13 protein-coding genes and 1 other RNA gene are annotated in these 14,509 nt (G+C 42.6%); 7 read left to right on the plus strand and 7 right to left on the minus strand.

The annotated features are described in order from the left end of the window. Window positions 1–17 precede the first annotated feature (17 nt). From BN8908_RS05065 to BN8908_RS05090, 5 genes are all read left to right on the plus strand, one after another. A complete protein-coding gene (locus BN8908_RS05065) occupies window positions 18–482 on the plus strand; it encodes an alanyl-tRNA editing protein (protein ID WP_021988748.1) in 465 nt (154 codons plus the stop codon). Between the two features lie 518 nt (window positions 483–1,000). Continuing rightward, window positions 1,001–2,170 (plus strand): IS4 family transposase, encoded by a 1,170-nt coding sequence (locus tag BN8908_RS05075; protein ID WP_068688305.1) that lies wholly within the window; start codon window positions 1,001–1,003, stop codon window positions 2,168–2,170. Between the two features lie 57 nt (window positions 2,171–2,227). Then, window positions 2,228–3,304, plus strand: coding sequence for a ParM/StbA family protein (locus BN8908_RS05080; protein WP_021988749.1), 1,077 nt, complete (start codon window positions 2,228–2,230; stop codon window positions 3,302–3,304). Between the two features lie 94 nt (window positions 3,305–3,398). Continuing rightward, entirely contained in the window at window positions 3,399–4,406 is a 1,008-nt protein-coding gene (gene pta, locus BN8908_RS05085) for a phosphate acetyltransferase (RefSeq protein ID WP_021988750.1), read from the plus strand. Between the two features lie 104 nt (window positions 4,407–4,510). Then, window positions 4,511–5,719, plus strand: a complete 1,209-nt coding sequence (locus BN8908_RS05090) for an acetate/propionate family kinase (protein ID WP_021988751.1) — start codon at window positions 4,511–4,513, stop codon at window positions 5,717–5,719. Window positions 5,720–5,790: 71 nt separating this feature from the next. On the opposite strand, the gene BN8908_RS05095 is transcribed toward BN8908_RS05090, so the two are convergent. Continuing rightward, entirely contained in the window at window positions 5,791–6,585 is a 795-nt protein-coding gene (locus BN8908_RS05095) for a hypothetical protein (protein ID WP_068689516.1), read from the minus strand. A 249-nt stretch (window positions 6,586–6,834) separates the two neighbouring features. Between BN8908_RS05095 and BN8908_RS05100 the strand changes: the two genes are divergently transcribed. Further along, the gene (locus BN8908_RS05100) at window positions 6,835–8,019 is read left to right on the plus strand and encodes a porin (protein WP_068689517.1); all 1,185 of its coding nucleotides are present in this window, start codon (window positions 6,835–6,837) and stop codon (window positions 8,017–8,019) included. 54 nt (window positions 8,020–8,073) lie between these two features. On the opposite strand, the gene BN8908_RS05105 is transcribed toward BN8908_RS05100, so the two are convergent. From BN8908_RS05105 to BN8908_RS05130, 6 genes are all read right to left on the minus strand, one after another. Further along, entirely contained in the window at window positions 8,074–9,288 is a 1,215-nt protein-coding gene (locus BN8908_RS05105) for a 6-phosphofructokinase (RefSeq protein ID WP_068689518.1), read from the minus strand. 151 nt (window positions 9,289–9,439) lie between these two features. Next, complete coding sequence (locus BN8908_RS05110) at window positions 9,440–10,771, minus strand: glucose-6-phosphate isomerase (protein WP_068689519.1); 1,332 nt, start codon at window positions 10,769–10,771, stop codon at window positions 9,440–9,442. 143 nt (window positions 10,772–10,914) lie between these two features. Then, window positions 10,915–11,502 (minus strand): bifunctional nuclease family protein, encoded by a 588-nt coding sequence (locus BN8908_RS05115; protein WP_021988756.1) that lies wholly within the window; start codon window positions 11,500–11,502, stop codon window positions 10,915–10,917. A gap of 81 nt (window positions 11,503–11,583) precedes the next feature. Continuing rightward, window positions 11,584–12,810: an L-serine ammonia-lyase gene (locus BN8908_RS05120; RefSeq protein WP_021988757.1), complete on the minus strand. Its 1,227-nt coding sequence runs from the start codon at window positions 12,808–12,810 to the stop codon at window positions 11,584–11,586. 57 nt (window positions 12,811–12,867) lie between these two features. Then, an RNA gene (gene rnpB, locus BN8908_RS05125) (RNase P RNA component class A) lies at window positions 12,868–13,224 on the minus strand. A gap of 53 nt (window positions 13,225–13,277) precedes the next feature. Beyond that, the gene (locus tag BN8908_RS05130) at window positions 13,278–13,868 is read right to left on the minus strand and encodes a YqgE/AlgH family protein (RefSeq protein ID WP_021988758.1); all 591 of its coding nucleotides are present in this window, start codon (window positions 13,866–13,868) and stop codon (window positions 13,278–13,280) included. A 45-nt stretch (window positions 13,869–13,913) separates the two neighbouring features. Here BN8908_RS05130 and BN8908_RS05135 point away from each other — a divergent pair, with 45 nt between their 5' ends. Further along, window positions 13,914–14,492 (plus strand): DUF4294 domain-containing protein, encoded by a 579-nt coding sequence (locus BN8908_RS05135; protein ID WP_021988759.1) that lies wholly within the window; start codon window positions 13,914–13,916, stop codon window positions 14,490–14,492. The last annotated feature ends 17 nt before the right edge of the window (window positions 14,493–14,509 follow it).

The following is a 14,509-nucleotide window of genomic DNA, read 5'->3' on the forward strand; positions in this document are numbered from 1 at the left end:
TAAACAATAAATATGACATGGAACAAGCAATTCAACTCAACGATCACAATAAGCAAGAATATCCGCCGATGCATACGGCTGAACATATCCTCAACCAGACCATGATCCGGCTGTTCGGATGCGGACGTTCCCGGAATGCGCACATCGAGAAGAAAAAATCCAAATGCGACTATATACTCCCTACAGAACCCACAAACGACCAAATAGCCGCCGTTGAAAATAAGGTCAATGAAATTATTGCGGCCCATCTGCCGGTAACCGTTGAATTCCTCCCCCGCAACCGGATTCCGGAAGGTATTGACTTAAGCAAATTGCCGGAAGAGGCCGGTGCTACCCTCCGCCTTGTAAAAATCGGGGATTACGATACCTGTGCCTGTATCGGACAGCATGTCGGCAATACCTCTGAAATCGGAAAATTTAAAATTATAAGTACAGATTATCAAAACACAACTTTACGGATAAGATTTAAACTCGAAAAATAAACATTTAACAACGAACGTTTTAATTGTAGATTTATGGTTTCAGATTAAAGAACCTGATAACGAATCAGTTTCCAGGGCAATCTAAAATTTACAATCTATATGAACTTTTGGTGTGGATTTTAAATTCAGAACCTTTATTTTCTTTTCGAAAATATCCGTTTGCAGACCTCTATAAAATAAGTTGTGTTTTTGTTTCACGATTTCTCTTTTTTTGAGGGGAAGATTGTGGGTATAATCTAAAATTATCAATCTAAAATCTACAATTAAAACGTCCCCTGATTTTAAATTAAAGGACTGATGTTCTATGAATTGATATAAAAAACAACTTTTTTTAAAATTTGAATGCAAAGACCATGTATTTACAATTTTTTTTATTTAAATTTGTTTCGTCACTAGTGGGCACTTTAAATTAAACATCGTTCTTTGAAATCTTTGATAATCGCATAGTTAAATATCTTTTTGGAGCGTGACGATTTGAATTGAAAAGTTGTTTTAGCTTTGTCCAAAAGCTAAAAACAATGAACCAAGGCAAATATATCTTCGCTCAACTTACAGATTTTCTTCCCCGTCGTGTCTTTGACCGTTTGGTAGAGAAGTATTCCGGGAATAAGAAAATCAGAACATTCACCTGTTGGAATCAGATGCTGTGCATGATTTTCGGACAACTGACCGCCCGAGATAGTATGCGTGAGCTTATGCTCAGCCTTGAGGCACACAAGAGCAAGTACTATCACTTGGGATTCGGTGCAACAGTTAGCCGTACCAATCTGGGGAAAGCAAACCGGAATAGAGATTATCGTATCTACGAAGAATTTGCTTATACCCTGATTGCGGAAGCCCGTAATAGCTACAACAAAAATGACTTCGAGGTGAAAGTTGACGGTAATGTTTATGCCTTTGATTCCTCCACCATAGACCTTTGTCTGAATGTTTTTTGGTGGGCGGAATTTAGGAAACACAAAGGAGGCATCAAACTTCATACCTTGTATGATGTAAAGACTTCCATACCGACAATCGTACTGGTAACCAATGCTAAAGTACATGACGTAAACATGCTGGATGAGTTGAGTTATGAAAAGGGAAGTTTCTATATCATGGATAAAGGATATGTTGACTTCACCCGTTTGCATAAGCTTCACACCTGTGGTGCTTACTTCGTTACACGTGCAAAGGATAATATGAGATTCCGTAGAATGTATTCCCGTGAAGTCGATAAAACAACCGGAATAAAATGTGACCAGATTGGAATACTTGAAACGTATAAATCGCTCAAAGCATATCCGGACAAACTTCGGCGGGTTAAATACTACGATGAAGAACTGGGCAGAGAATTTGTGTTCATCACCAACAACATGGAACTCTCAGCAGAGGAAGTAGCCTTGCTATACAAGAACCGTTGGCAGGTGGAACTATTTTTCAAATGGATAAAGCAACACCTGAAAGTAAAATCTTTTTGGGGAACCACGATGAATGCAGTCAAGACACAAGTCTACTGTGCCATCATAACATACTGTCTGGTTGCCATTGTCGCTTACAAATTGAAAGTTAACCGTCCAATCTACGAAATCCTACAAATTTTGAGTTTTTCTCTACTGGATAAAACGCCTGTAAGAGAGATACTTACCAATTGCGATTACAAAAATGTCAAAGAACTAAATTATAAACAATTGAAAATCAGCTGGGACTAAGTGCCCAGCAGTGTTGTTTCGTCTTTATGCAAAAATTAATACATAACAAATATTGATATGCTGAAATCTTACAATTTCCCTAGCGTATACGAAGCAACTAATCAGGAACTTAGTAATGTCGCTGAAAACATTCTGGATGGAATAAAAATTACGGTTGATGACAACGAGTATATTGTAGGTAACCTGGCTCTTGTGGAAGGTTATTCCCCTCATAAAAATATCAACCCGGCTCCTACCGAAGAAGAATACAAATTATTATGTAATGCGGCTTTGTTACTGACCCAGCCGAAAGGTGAGGAAGAGATTTACCTGACCACCGGTTTCCCGTTCTCAACCTATATGTTATACCGGGATAAGGCTGCTGAAATTCTACAGGGACGCCACATCATCAACTATGATGCTTCTACGTTCGGAGGTCCGGCAAATGCCAAAAGAGAAGTAAATGTCGGTAAAGTGGAAATTATTCCTGAAATCATGGGGTGTACCACTGCCATTCGGGAAGGTAAATTGCAGGAAAAGGAAAATTTCTTCATCGTCAGCCTCGGATACGGTACATGCGAAGCTGTTGTAAGCACCCGTGCCGGTTTAATCAACCGTTCAGCGATCAGTACCCACGGTTTACGCCATGCTGTGAATTTATTAGCGAATGAATTGGCAAAAAGTTTTTATTTAAATCTGAAAACCGAACACCAGATCGATGTTGCTTTCCAGAAAGGCAGTATTACGGTAAACCGTGTAAAACACAATATCCTGGATATTCGGGAAAAAGTATTGAAAATATACTATTCAGAAATCATTGCTCCTAATTTGAGAAAAGCATTCACGGACGATGATTTCAACAAATGCTCCAAAATGTATTTAGTCGGAGGAGGTGCTCTGTATCCCGAATTGATCGACTGCTTTAAAGAAGAATTCGGAGAATTCGTAAGCGTTGAAGTCTATCCGGAACCGGAAAAATGTGCTTCTCACGGATATTGCCTCCATTCAAAAATAAAATCCAATGTCGCTAAATCTGCTATCCCGAACAATGTGGATGCCGATGAAATAAAGATTTTCAGAAATCCTCAGTTAGCGGTCGGTATGGATATAGGAAACGCAAATACTTGCGTCACGATATACAAAGATGGCGAATGACCATAGACGCCTGTACCGGTAAAAGAGTTGTTCCGCAAATGGGACAACTCTTTCTTTTGACCAAATGCCTTAATCAATTATAACAAAATACACAATGGAACTTTTAGAACAAATAAAGGCAAACGCTAAAGAATGCCAGAAAAGAATCGTACTCCCCGAAGGAACAGAAGAACGTACCCTGAAAGCTGCAGAAGTTATTCTCAGCGAAGGTCTCGCACAACTCATTCTTTTAGGTAAACCGGCCGATATCAAAGCCAAAGCTGAAGCATTGAATTTGCACCACATCGACTCTGCAACGATTATCGATCCGGTAGCTCACGCTAAAAAAGACGCCTATATCGATTTGTTGGTCGAATTGCGCAAAAGCAAAGGCATGACAAAAGAGCAAGCGTTAAAGCTTGTTGAAGACCCCTTATACCTTGCCACCCTTATGATCAAAAACGGAGATGCAGACGGAGAAGTTGCCGGAGCTATCAATGCAACAGGCGACGTATTGCGTCCTGCTTTTCAGATTGTAAAAACCGAACCGGGTATTTCCGTTGTTTCCGGAGCATTTATGTTATTGACCAACAAACCGGAATTCGGTGAAAACGGACTGTTGGTGGTAGCCGACTGTGCCGTACATCCGAATCCTACGGCAGAAGAACTGGCACAGATTGCTGTCGTTACGGCCCGTACAGCCCGTAATATTGCCAAAATAGAACCCCGCGTTGCTATGTTGAGCTTCTCTACCAAAGGTTCCGCTAAAAATGAGCTTGTAGATAAAGTCGTTAAAGCAACCGAACTTGCCAAACAAATGGCTCCCGACGTTATGATCGACGGAGAACTGCAAGCCGATGCCGCTCTCGTTCCCTCTGTCGGACAATTGAAAGCACCGGGAAGCCCTGTAGCCGGAAAAGCCAATGTTTTGATATTCCCTACACTGGAAGTCGGCAATATCAGCTACAAGCTGGTACAACGTATTGCGGGCATAGAAGCAGTCGGTCCCGTATTGCAAGGTATGGCTGCTCCGATCAACGACCTTTCACGAGGCTGTTCCGTAAGCGACATCATCAATATGGTTGCCATTACAGCAAACCAGGCTGCCGGATTGATGAAATAAAAGACATATTCAAAATTACAAACGGCAATTTGAAGCAGGCAATTTTCTGTATCAGATTGCCAATTTTCAAATATCAAAAGTGCATCGGCACAAAACAAAAGGAAATGAATATATTAGTATTGAATTGCGGTAGTTCTTCTATCAAATACCAATTATTGGATATGAAGGCACAACCGGTCATTTTAGCGAAAGGTTTAGTTGAAAAAATCGGCCTTCCCATGGGCATTTTTACACATAAACCGGAAGGCAAAGAAAAACTCGTTATCGAACAGCCTATCCCCGATCATGTCGACGGTATGGATTTGATCCTAAAGGCTTTAATCGATAAAAAATACGGCGTTATCGATTCTCTGAATGAAATCAATGCTGTCGGTCACCGTATCGCCCACGGCGGAGAATACTTTTCTCACAGCGTACTTATAGATGAAGACGTAAAAGCTAAAATCAAAGCATGCAGTGAAATTGCACCTTTACACAACCCGGCACACCTCAAAGGCATTACGACAATGGAACGTCTGTTACCTTCCGTACCGCAGGCTGCTGTATTCGATACCTCATTTCATCAAACACTCCCTCCGAAGGCGTTCATATACGGTATCCCTTACGAATATTACGAGAAATACGGAGTACGGAAATACGGCTTCCACGGCACTTCTCATAAATTCGTAGCTGAAAAGGCCTGTCAGATTCTGGGCTGGAATATAGCAGAGAAAAAAATCATCACCTGCCATCTCGGAAACGGAGCCTCCATTACAGCCATAGACAAAGGCAAATCCGTAGACACCTCTATGGGTTTCACCCCTGTTGCCGGCGTGATTATGGGAACCCGTTGCGGGGATCTGGACATCGGAGCCTTACTTTACATTTGTGATAAAAAGCAATTTACCAGTCTGGAAGCCGTCCGCTTAACCAATAAAGAATCCGGGGTATACGGTATTTCAGGCGTTTCGTCCGATTTCAGGGAATTGGATGCTGCCGTTGCAGAAGGCAACCAAAGAGCTCAACTCGCTATTGAAGTATTCTGTTACGACGTTAAAAAATACATCGGCTCCTATGCCGCTGTTTTAAACGGCGTTGATTTGATTGTATTTACCGGAGGAATCGGTGAAAACAACAGTATCGTACGTGAAATGGTATGTAACGGTCTGGAATACCTCGGGGTTGATTTCGATTCAAACATCAATCAGCAGGCCAGAGGTGTAGACCGGACACTTTCCAAAGCAGATTCCAAAGTAAGAGTAATGACCATTACAACAGACGAAGAACTGGTTATTGCTACCGATACCATGGAACTGGTCAAATCCATAAAATAAATTAAGCCCGATTCATAAAAAAAATCGTACGGAAATCCGTACGATTTTTTATTTTAACACTCAATCGCAGTTTATTCAACAGGAGTCACAGGACCGTCCACCAGGAAATTTTCATCCGTTTTCAGTGTTACTTCTATCGGACTCTGAGGATATTCCATAATCAGAGAACCTCCGTTGGATTCGGTTCTGGCTGCTGCGAAAGCAATATATACGACATCGTTCTCCGTCAGATTGACAAATCCATTCGTTGCACGATATACAATATCTCTTAATTTAATACGTGCAGAAGTCGGTAATTTCTGGTTTGTATCCCATCCCCAATAAACGAAATTGGCATAGCAACGTTTAAATTCATACGGACTGCTCTCTGAACTTTTGGCTCCCAAAGCAAACATCAGATAATAAGCGGTGGCATTTTCTACGGTTCCGTCCACCTCCATCGAAATCTCTCCATTTTTCATTTCGAACTTTTTCAATTTCAGCGTACCCAACGGCTTGGTTTTATCAATATTCAACGTAAAACCGGCAACCGCACTTTCCTCTTTGGTATTCGTTACCGTAAATTTATAACCTCCGTTCGGCATTTCCCGTCTCCATTGCAAAGAAGTTTCAGGTATCTCCCATACATTTACATTAAACACTTGTCTCATAAAAAGAAAAGGATTATCTGCAGAAATAACCTCTGCACTTTTCATCGTCTCATTGGCCGTTACATTCAAATATACAGCGAAATCATTGTTTTTCTGCAATATGTATCCGCCCGGATAAGCGGTAAACTCCGGATCATTCGACTTCACACAGCCGCTCATCATTACCGGCAAAGCAGCAATGACCAATAAACTTTTTAAATTCTTTAATGTTTTCATACTTAATTGTTTTTGTCAATAAAAATTCCCGTATTTATTAATTGTCTGCGAATATCTGCATTTTTTTTCACAGCTACAAGAAAAAAAGGATTTTATGTAACTTTTTATCGTTTTCAGGGTACATATAAGTTGTAAATTTTAGATTGTAAATTTTAAATTATCTGACAAACAGATTCGTTGCCGGATTCATTTAATCTAAAATTACAATTAAATTATAACCACGCGATACGTTGTAATTATTCGAGAGATATGAAAAAAATAATTTTACTACTCTTATTGTTTGGAGGAAGCTCATTCCTGTTTGCTCAACACCTAAGCTTCCAATCTTCAAAAACCGATTCACTGGACGCTAAAACCCTATTCGAGCGCATTACCAGTCTGGAAAAGAAAACGGAAAAACTCAACATTTTTCTGAATACCCAGGGGAGTTTCAATGCTTATCCGAACGGTAACGACACCGAGCAGGCCACATTTAAAATGGACCAGCTCCGGATCGAAGTAAAAGGAAATATCAACAAATGGATATTCTACCGTTATCGTCAGCGTCTGAACCGCAGCAACAACCCCCAGGTTCTGGACAACCTGCCCACTTCCATCGACTATGCAGCCATCGGTTTTCAGATCACACCTAAATTTTCCTTTTTTGCCGGGAAGCAATCGACCGTATACGGCGGCATCGAGTTTGATTTAAACCCGATAGAGGTATACCAATATTGCGATATGCTGGAATACATGCAAAACTTCCTGACCGGAGTCGATTTTGCCTACTGGATCACCGATAATCACGAGCTCCAGTTTCAAATCGTAGATTCCAGGAACGGTTCTTTCGAAGAGATGTTCGGACAGGTGGACCCGGGTATAAAACCGGCAAAAACACCTTTAGGATACACATTAAACTGGAACGGCAGTTTTCTGGAGAATATGATCAACACCCGTTGGTCTGTCTCGGTATTCCACGATGCAACCAATAAAAACATGTACTATTATGCGCTGGGGAATCAGTTAAACCTGAAACGCTTTCACATGTATTTCGATTTCATGTATTCCCGGGAAGAACTGGACCGTAAAGGCATTATCTCGCGTATGGGATACAAGGCCGGATTTGACAACCGGGCACTGAATACCCGCTATATGTCGCTGGTTGCCCATTTCAACTATCGCATCCGTCCGAAAATCAATATTTTTCTCAAAGGGATGTATGAAACGGCTTCCGTTACCAAAAGCAATCAGGAATATGCCAAAGGGAAATACAGTACCTCCTGGGGCTACATCGGAGGTATAGAGTATTATCCGATGCGTGAAAATCTGCATTTTTTCCTGACCTATGTAGGCCGTTCGTTCGACTATACCCAATGTGCAAAGACGTTAGGCATGTCTGACAGTAACCCGCAACGCATATCGGCAGGTCTTATCTACCAGATTCCGATTTTCTAGTCTGTAATTTCAGATTCACGTCAATAAAAAATGCGTGAATCTGAAATTGTTATATCAATATCCGAGTATACCGGTTCGTTCAAACTCTTCCGGATTATCGACAAACTGACGGGCTGCCTCCCGGTCTGCATCCGTCAGGTAGTACATCATCTCGGAAAAAGTAAATTTCACCTCTTCCCGCTCCATATTCACCAAACGGGGACGAATTTTTCCATTCTCATCTTCTACATCCTGCAAATAAACCGGAATAACCTGCTGATTGATATCCACAGCCACCATACATCCCGAACAACCGGCTTCGTACAATTTCTTTACTCCGATTCCCAGAGTCGTACAATAACTCAAATCGTAAGCACAGGGATCCGTACAACGCAAGGAATATCCGACCTCTACGGGACGGCTGACGATATTCAGACCGATGGCTTGCAAACGCCGGCGCACAATCTTATTCAAAGCCTGGGCCTTGCCAACATCGCTCAGTTCCGGATGCCCGTGGGCATCGTAATCGAAAACAATACCGGAAGCAGCGATATCCTCGTCCTTCAAAAAGTGAAATATACCTTCACTCACAACCACCACGCCTGAATTAACACCGCATACCCGCCGTTTCAACATAGCCGATATGATCAGGCGTACAATTTTATCCATGGTAATCTCCGTATGGGCAAACATTTCCGGAATTATGATCGTGGCCGCCTGTATACTCTTACCGATCTCGTATGCCAAATGTCCGGCTTCACGCCCCATAGACATTAATATATACCAGTTTTGAGTAGTCGCAGCCTCGGCCTTTATTACTTTACCGATATTTACGCCCATTTCCCGGGCGGACATAAAACCGAAAGTAGGCACGCCTTCCGGTAAAGGCAAATCGTTATCGATGGTTTTAGGCACATGTATATTTTTCACCTCCAATTGACAGGCAGACAAATATTTTGTCAAACGGTTGGCAGTAGATGCCGTATCGTCCCCTCCGATCGTTACCAGCAATTCAATACCGTATTTTACAAACAAGCGCGATGAAAAATCTTCATCTTTCGGCTTGAAACGGCTCATCCGGATCATTGAACCGCCTCTCGTAAAAATACAATCTGCCTTCTCAAAAGTAAGTTCCTCTACATCCGGATTCTCCCCAAACAGTCCTTTATACCCTTCATGAATAGCCAATACCCGGTAACCGGCCTTCAGAAAAACTTTTGTGACAGTAGCCACTACTGTATTAATGCCCGGTGCCGGCCCCCCTCCACACAATATCGCAATAGTTTTCATTTTCAATACCTCATTTCAAATTATAAAAGCAAAAAGTTGCCTGAAAACTCATCTTCCCACTCCGGGATAATACCGTGCCACGACAGTTTTATCCTATTCGGAATAACAAAAGAAAAGTTTTCAGACAGCCTTCTTGTCTCAATACCAATATTTATTTCAACCGGGCTTTAATCTCTTTGGAAGCAGCCTCGTATCCGGGCTTATCCAACAAAGCGAACATATTGTTCTTATATGCTTCCACTCCAGGCTGGTCAAAAGGATTCACTCCGGACATGGAACCGGAAATACCACAAGCCAGTTCAAAGAAATAGAATAACTGACCGATATACTCAGCATTCAATGCCGGCATACTCACCAGCATATTGGGAACCCCTCCGTCGACATGTGCGATGCGGGTCCCCAGTTCTGCCATTTTATTTACGGCATCTACCCGCTTACCGGCCAGGAAATTCAATTTATCAAGGTTGGCTTCATCGGCCGGAATTTCCACTTTATATTGGGAATTCTCTACAGATATGACCGTTTCCATCATCATCCGGGGACCTTGCTGTATGTATTGTCCCATTGAGTGCAAATCTGTCGTAAAGTCAACACCGGCAGGAAATATACCTTTGTGCTCCTTCCCTTCGCTTTCTCCGTACAATTGTTTCCACCATTCTGTAATATAATGCAGTTTCGGATTGAAATTGGCCAACAATTCAACGGCATATCCTTTGCGATGCAAAGCCGTACGGGCTGCAGCATATTCCAAGGCAATACTGCCTTGCTTTTCCAGACACTCTTTCTGCATTTCCACTGCACCTTTTACCAGGGCCTTGATATCAAAACCGGCTATAGCGATAGGTAACAATCCGACAGGAGTCAACACCGAGAAACGGCCTCCTACATTATCCGGAATCACGAAGGACTTATAGCCTTCCTGATCCGCCAGCGTACGCAAAGCTCCCTTGCTGGCATCTGTAATGGCAACAATCCGTTTACCGGCTTCAGCCTTGCCTACCTTTGCTTCCAGCATTTCTTTCAGCAAGCGGAAAGCAATTGCAGGTTCGGTTGTCGTTCCCGACTTAGAAATCACACAAATACCGAATTCCTTATCAGACAAGTAATTCATCAATTCGTGATAATAGTCTTCTCCGATATTATGTCCGGCAAAAATAACCTTCATCCCGGCATCTCCGAAGTTATGAAAACTGTCAGCCAATGCCTCGATAACAGCACGGGCGCCCAGATAGGAACCTCCGATCCCGATCACAACGACCACATTGGTACGGGCCCGCAATTCCCGGGCTGTGTTCTCTATATCATTCAACTCTGCTATACCGATACGGGTAGGTAAATCCAACCACCCCAAAAAATCATTTCCTTTACAGCTACCGTTTTTCAAACTTTCTAAAGCATTTTTAGCTTCCGGAAACAACGCACTTATTTCCTCTTTTTTTACGAAATTACAGATATGGCTGTAATCAAATTTAATACTGTTCATAAGCTTTATTGTTATATGTACTCTATCATAATTAGCTGATATATTCAAATACCGCAATAATTTCTATTTAAGTAAATAGCATAAACACAACCTAAATTTCTATCAAGTAAGTCCATCGACTCACTACATCGAATTAAATATCTTTATTTTTTCTTTGTCTTCAATAAATCCCGGTATTTGGAGGCCGTCTCGTAGTCCTCGCGCTGAATGGCTTCTTCCATCAGTTTCGTCAACTCTTGTACCGTATAGTCTTTGTATTGATTTTCTTCGACATTGATCACACTGTTGTGAATCTCCCCCTGCTGTTGTTCACGTACTTCCTGGCTAACCAGAATACCGGCTTTTTCGATTATTTCCGGGGTCGTGTAAACCGGACATCCGAATCTCAATGCCAAAGCGATGGCATCCGATGTCCGGGAATCGATCTTTATCGTATTTGAAGGAGTCTCGAAATAGAGCTCCGAATAAAATATCCCGGCGTCCAACCGATATATAAAAACCTCTTTTAAAGTCACACTTAAACTATCTGTCAACGATTTGATCAGATCATGAGTCAACGGACGCTGTGGCTGTAATTTTTCCAGTTGAATAGCGATTGACTGGGCTTCGGGCATTCCGATAATGATAGGAATACGGTGAAGATCTGCTTCGTCGGTCAAGATCAATGCATACGCACCGGTTTGAGCCATACTATACGATAATCCTAAAATCTTCAGTTTAATCCTTTCCATAATCGATTCGTTTACGACATTTTGTCAAAGATGTATTCATCTGAATTAACGACTTCTACCCGTTTAAGTTTCAATATTCAATTACAATGTATCGTTTAAATCACATTTCAACCGTTTAATACATACGCTGGCCAAACCTCCCAGACTTGTCTCCCGGTATTTGGCCTGCATGTCTCTTCCGGTTTCCATCATCGTTTTGACTACCTCGTCGAAAGAAACCATATGACGCCCGTCAGAAAACAAGGCGTATAAAGCTGCTTCCCGAGCTTTTTGAGCTACAAAAGCATTCCGTTCTATACAGGGAATCTGTACATAGCCCAATACCGGATCACAGGTCAATCCTAAATTATGCTCAAAGCCCATTTCGGCAGCATACTCAATCTGCCGGGGAGTCCCTCCCCAAATTTGAGTAGCTGCGCCGGCAGCCATTGCGCAGGCCGTACCCAATTCACCCTGGCACCCCACTTCGGCGCCGGAAATAGAACCGTTACTCTTGACAATATTACCGATCAGAGCTGCTGTCGCCAATCCCCGGATAATACGGTAATCGGGCATTTTCTGATCGTGCTTCAAAAAATACATGACAGCCGGTACAACCCCCGAAGCCCCGCATGTCGGTGCCGTCACGACCCGTCCGCCTCCGGCATTTTCTTCCGATACGGCCAGGGCTGCGGCAAAAAGCATCCCCATCGGCCGGGATGAACCGGAGGACTGCATCGCCTTTATATTGTATGAACTGGCTTTACGGGCTAATTTCAAAGCTCCGGGCAACACCCCTTCAGCCTGTAATCCCTTTTCCAGCGTCTCCTGCATTTGCTTCCAAACCTCTTCCAGATAAATAAAAATCTCTTCCCCTTCATACTTCGTCACATAATCCACAAATGTACACCCTTCATCCAAACACCATCTGATCACTTCCGACATCGAGGTTGTCGGATAAACGTCTCCTCCGTCAAACGTACCTATTTCATCCCACAACGCTCCCCCGCCGATACTATATACCGTCCAACTGTCGATCACCTGCCCCTGAGATATGGCTTCAAACACCATACCGTTCGGATGTTTCGGCAAGGTGATATCCGGTTTCCAGATAATTTCCGTATCCTCCGGACGGGGTACAACCTTCATAATCGCCGTATCCGTACCATGCCCTTTTCCTGTTAATGCCAGGCTTCCGTACAAAGTAACCCTGATTTTCTCCACCTCCGGGTGTCTCCCGACAAAAAAACCGGCCGCACGGCTGGGTCCCATGGTATGACTGGAAGAAGGGCCATATCCGATATTGTAAATTTCACGTATTGATTTCATCGTTAATTCTGCTTCTTTCCTTAAAGATTCAATTATTGATTGTCGATAATTTAAACTAAAAATAGCAGGCCTGTAAGCCGGGTTCTGTACCTTACGGTTTCTATCATTTATCTACGTTGCAAATTGCTTTACAACTCCAGCAACCTACCCCCCGACTCAGCCGGGAAAGCTTAAAGCGTCGGTATACATGGTCTTGCAACCCGTCAGACGTACGGCTACTCCGGTCACCCGGAATACCGGTAGGCTCTTACCCCACCTTTTCACCCTTATTCCGAAACGTTAAACGCCCGGAACGGTTATTTTCTGTTACGTTACTATACCCTCACGGATATCTTCCCGTTAGGAAGCACGGTTCCCTGTGTTGCCCGGACTTTCCTCTCTCCCTTGCGGGACAGCGATAGAACGGCCTGCTATTATAATGAAAAATAATTCTCTAATTCTCAATTCCACTGAAAGGCGCTGACCTTTCAATTCATAACCGGATCTTCCGGGAAATTCGCCCATACCTTGTATCTTCCCCCCAATTCCGACATCGATTTTTCCCACAATCCATCCGGAGACCTGTGAAAAATCCCTTCACCGCTAATCTGTCCCACCATCCATGAATTTTCTTCCAGCTCGCTCTCTAACTGACCGGTATCCCAGCCGCTATATCCGGCAAAAAAACGAACTTCATCCTGTAAAATATCTCCGCTGTTCAACATACGCACCAAGTGAGTAAAATCACCTCCCCAAAACACACCGTCCCGGATCAATAAAGAATCAGGAAGTTCCGCATGCGTATGTATATAATAAAGTCGGTTTTGCTCTACCGGCCCTCCCAAATACACCGGAAAATCAATTTTTTTCAATTCACTGACCAGTTCAGAAGTCGTATAAGGCAAAACTTTATTCAACGTAAAACCAATTGTCCCATTTTTATCGTGCTCAACAATATATATGACCGCCCGGGAAAAATATTTTCCTTTCAAAAAAGGTTCGGCAATCAGAATATCACCGACACCGACATTTTTACGATTGTATTTTATTTTAAATAAATCCTGAAACTGTTCGTCCACAAATATTCGTATTTTTACCTGTCAAAAATAGCAAATTATTTTGGTATGGTAAGAATATTCTTCGTCATACTTTGGGTATTATTTTATGCAAACGCTTTAAAAGCACAACAAATTGTCGTGCCGGCAACAGTCGTACACGGCGACACGCTTCCCCATCTGAACCTGGAAGAAGTAAATGTATTTGGAAAAAAACTGAACAAACGCCAATACCGCCGCTATACCCAAAAACAGGAAAGACTGGAATACAATGTCCGCAAAGTATATCCCTACGCCCAAATTGCAGCCCGGAAAATCCGGGAAATAGATACCCGCATTTCAACCGTGTCCGACCGCAAAAAACGTAAACAGATCATCAAAGAAGAGTACGGAGAAATGATGAAAACATTCAAAAAGCCACTAATGAAACTTACTATCACACAAGGCCGTATTCTTATTCGTTTAATATACCGTGAAACCAATAACAGCGCTTTTGCTCACATCAAAGAATACAAAGGAAGCGTAAATGCCTATTTCTGGCAATCCCTCGCATTGCTATTCGGCAATAACCTCAAAGCAGATTACGAACCTTACGGTAAAGATGCAGATATTGAAGAGATTGTACTGGCCATCCGGCGCGGGGAATAAACTTGCAGATTTCTCCT

The organism is Culturomica massiliensis (genome assembly GCF_900091655.1).
Taxonomy (GTDB): Bacteria; Bacteroidota; Bacteroidia; order Bacteroidales; family Marinifilaceae; genus Culturomica; species Culturomica massiliensis.

Bases quoted from the DNA above. Each gene is read 5' to 3' on its own strand.
- BN8908_RS05105 (WP_068689518.1), bottom strand. From the start codon at position 9,288: ATGAAAACTATTGCGATATTGTGTGGAGGGGGGCCGGCACCGGGCATT.
- pta (WP_021988750.1), top strand. From the start codon at position 3,399: ATGGAACTTTTAGAACAAATAAAGGCAAACGCTAAAGAATGCCAGAAA.
- BN8908_RS05100 (WP_068689517.1), top strand. From the start codon at position 6,835: ATGAAAAAAATAATTTTACTACTCTTATTGTTTGGAGGAAGCTCATTC.
- BN8908_RS05075 (WP_068688305.1), top strand. From the start codon at position 1,001: ATGAACCAAGGCAAATATATCTTCGCTCAACTTACAGATTTTCTTCCC.
- BN8908_RS05095 (WP_068689516.1), bottom strand. From the start codon at position 6,585: ATGAAAACATTAAAGAATTTAAAAAGTTTATTGGTCATTGCTGCTTTG.
- BN8908_RS05110 (WP_068689519.1), bottom strand. From the start codon at position 10,771: ATGAACAGTATTAAATTTGATTACAGCCATATCTGTAATTTCGTAAAA.
- BN8908_RS05090 (WP_021988751.1), top strand. From the start codon at position 4,511: ATGAATATATTAGTATTGAATTGCGGTAGTTCTTCTATCAAATACCAA.
- BN8908_RS05115 (WP_021988756.1), bottom strand. From the start codon at position 11,502: ATGGAAAGGATTAAACTGAAGATTTTAGGATTATCGTATAGTATGGCT.
- BN8908_RS05080 (WP_021988749.1), top strand. From the start codon at position 2,228: ATGCTGAAATCTTACAATTTCCCTAGCGTATACGAAGCAACTAATCAG.
- BN8908_RS05135 (WP_021988759.1), top strand. From the start codon at position 13,914: ATGGTAAGAATATTCTTCGTCATACTTTGGGTATTATTTTATGCAAAC.
- BN8908_RS05120 (WP_021988757.1), bottom strand. From the start codon at position 12,810: ATGAAATCAATACGTGAAATTTACAATATCGGATATGGCCCTTCTTCC.
- BN8908_RS05065 (WP_021988748.1), top strand. From the start codon at position 18: ATGGAACAAGCAATTCAACTCAACGATCACAATAAGCAAGAATATCCG.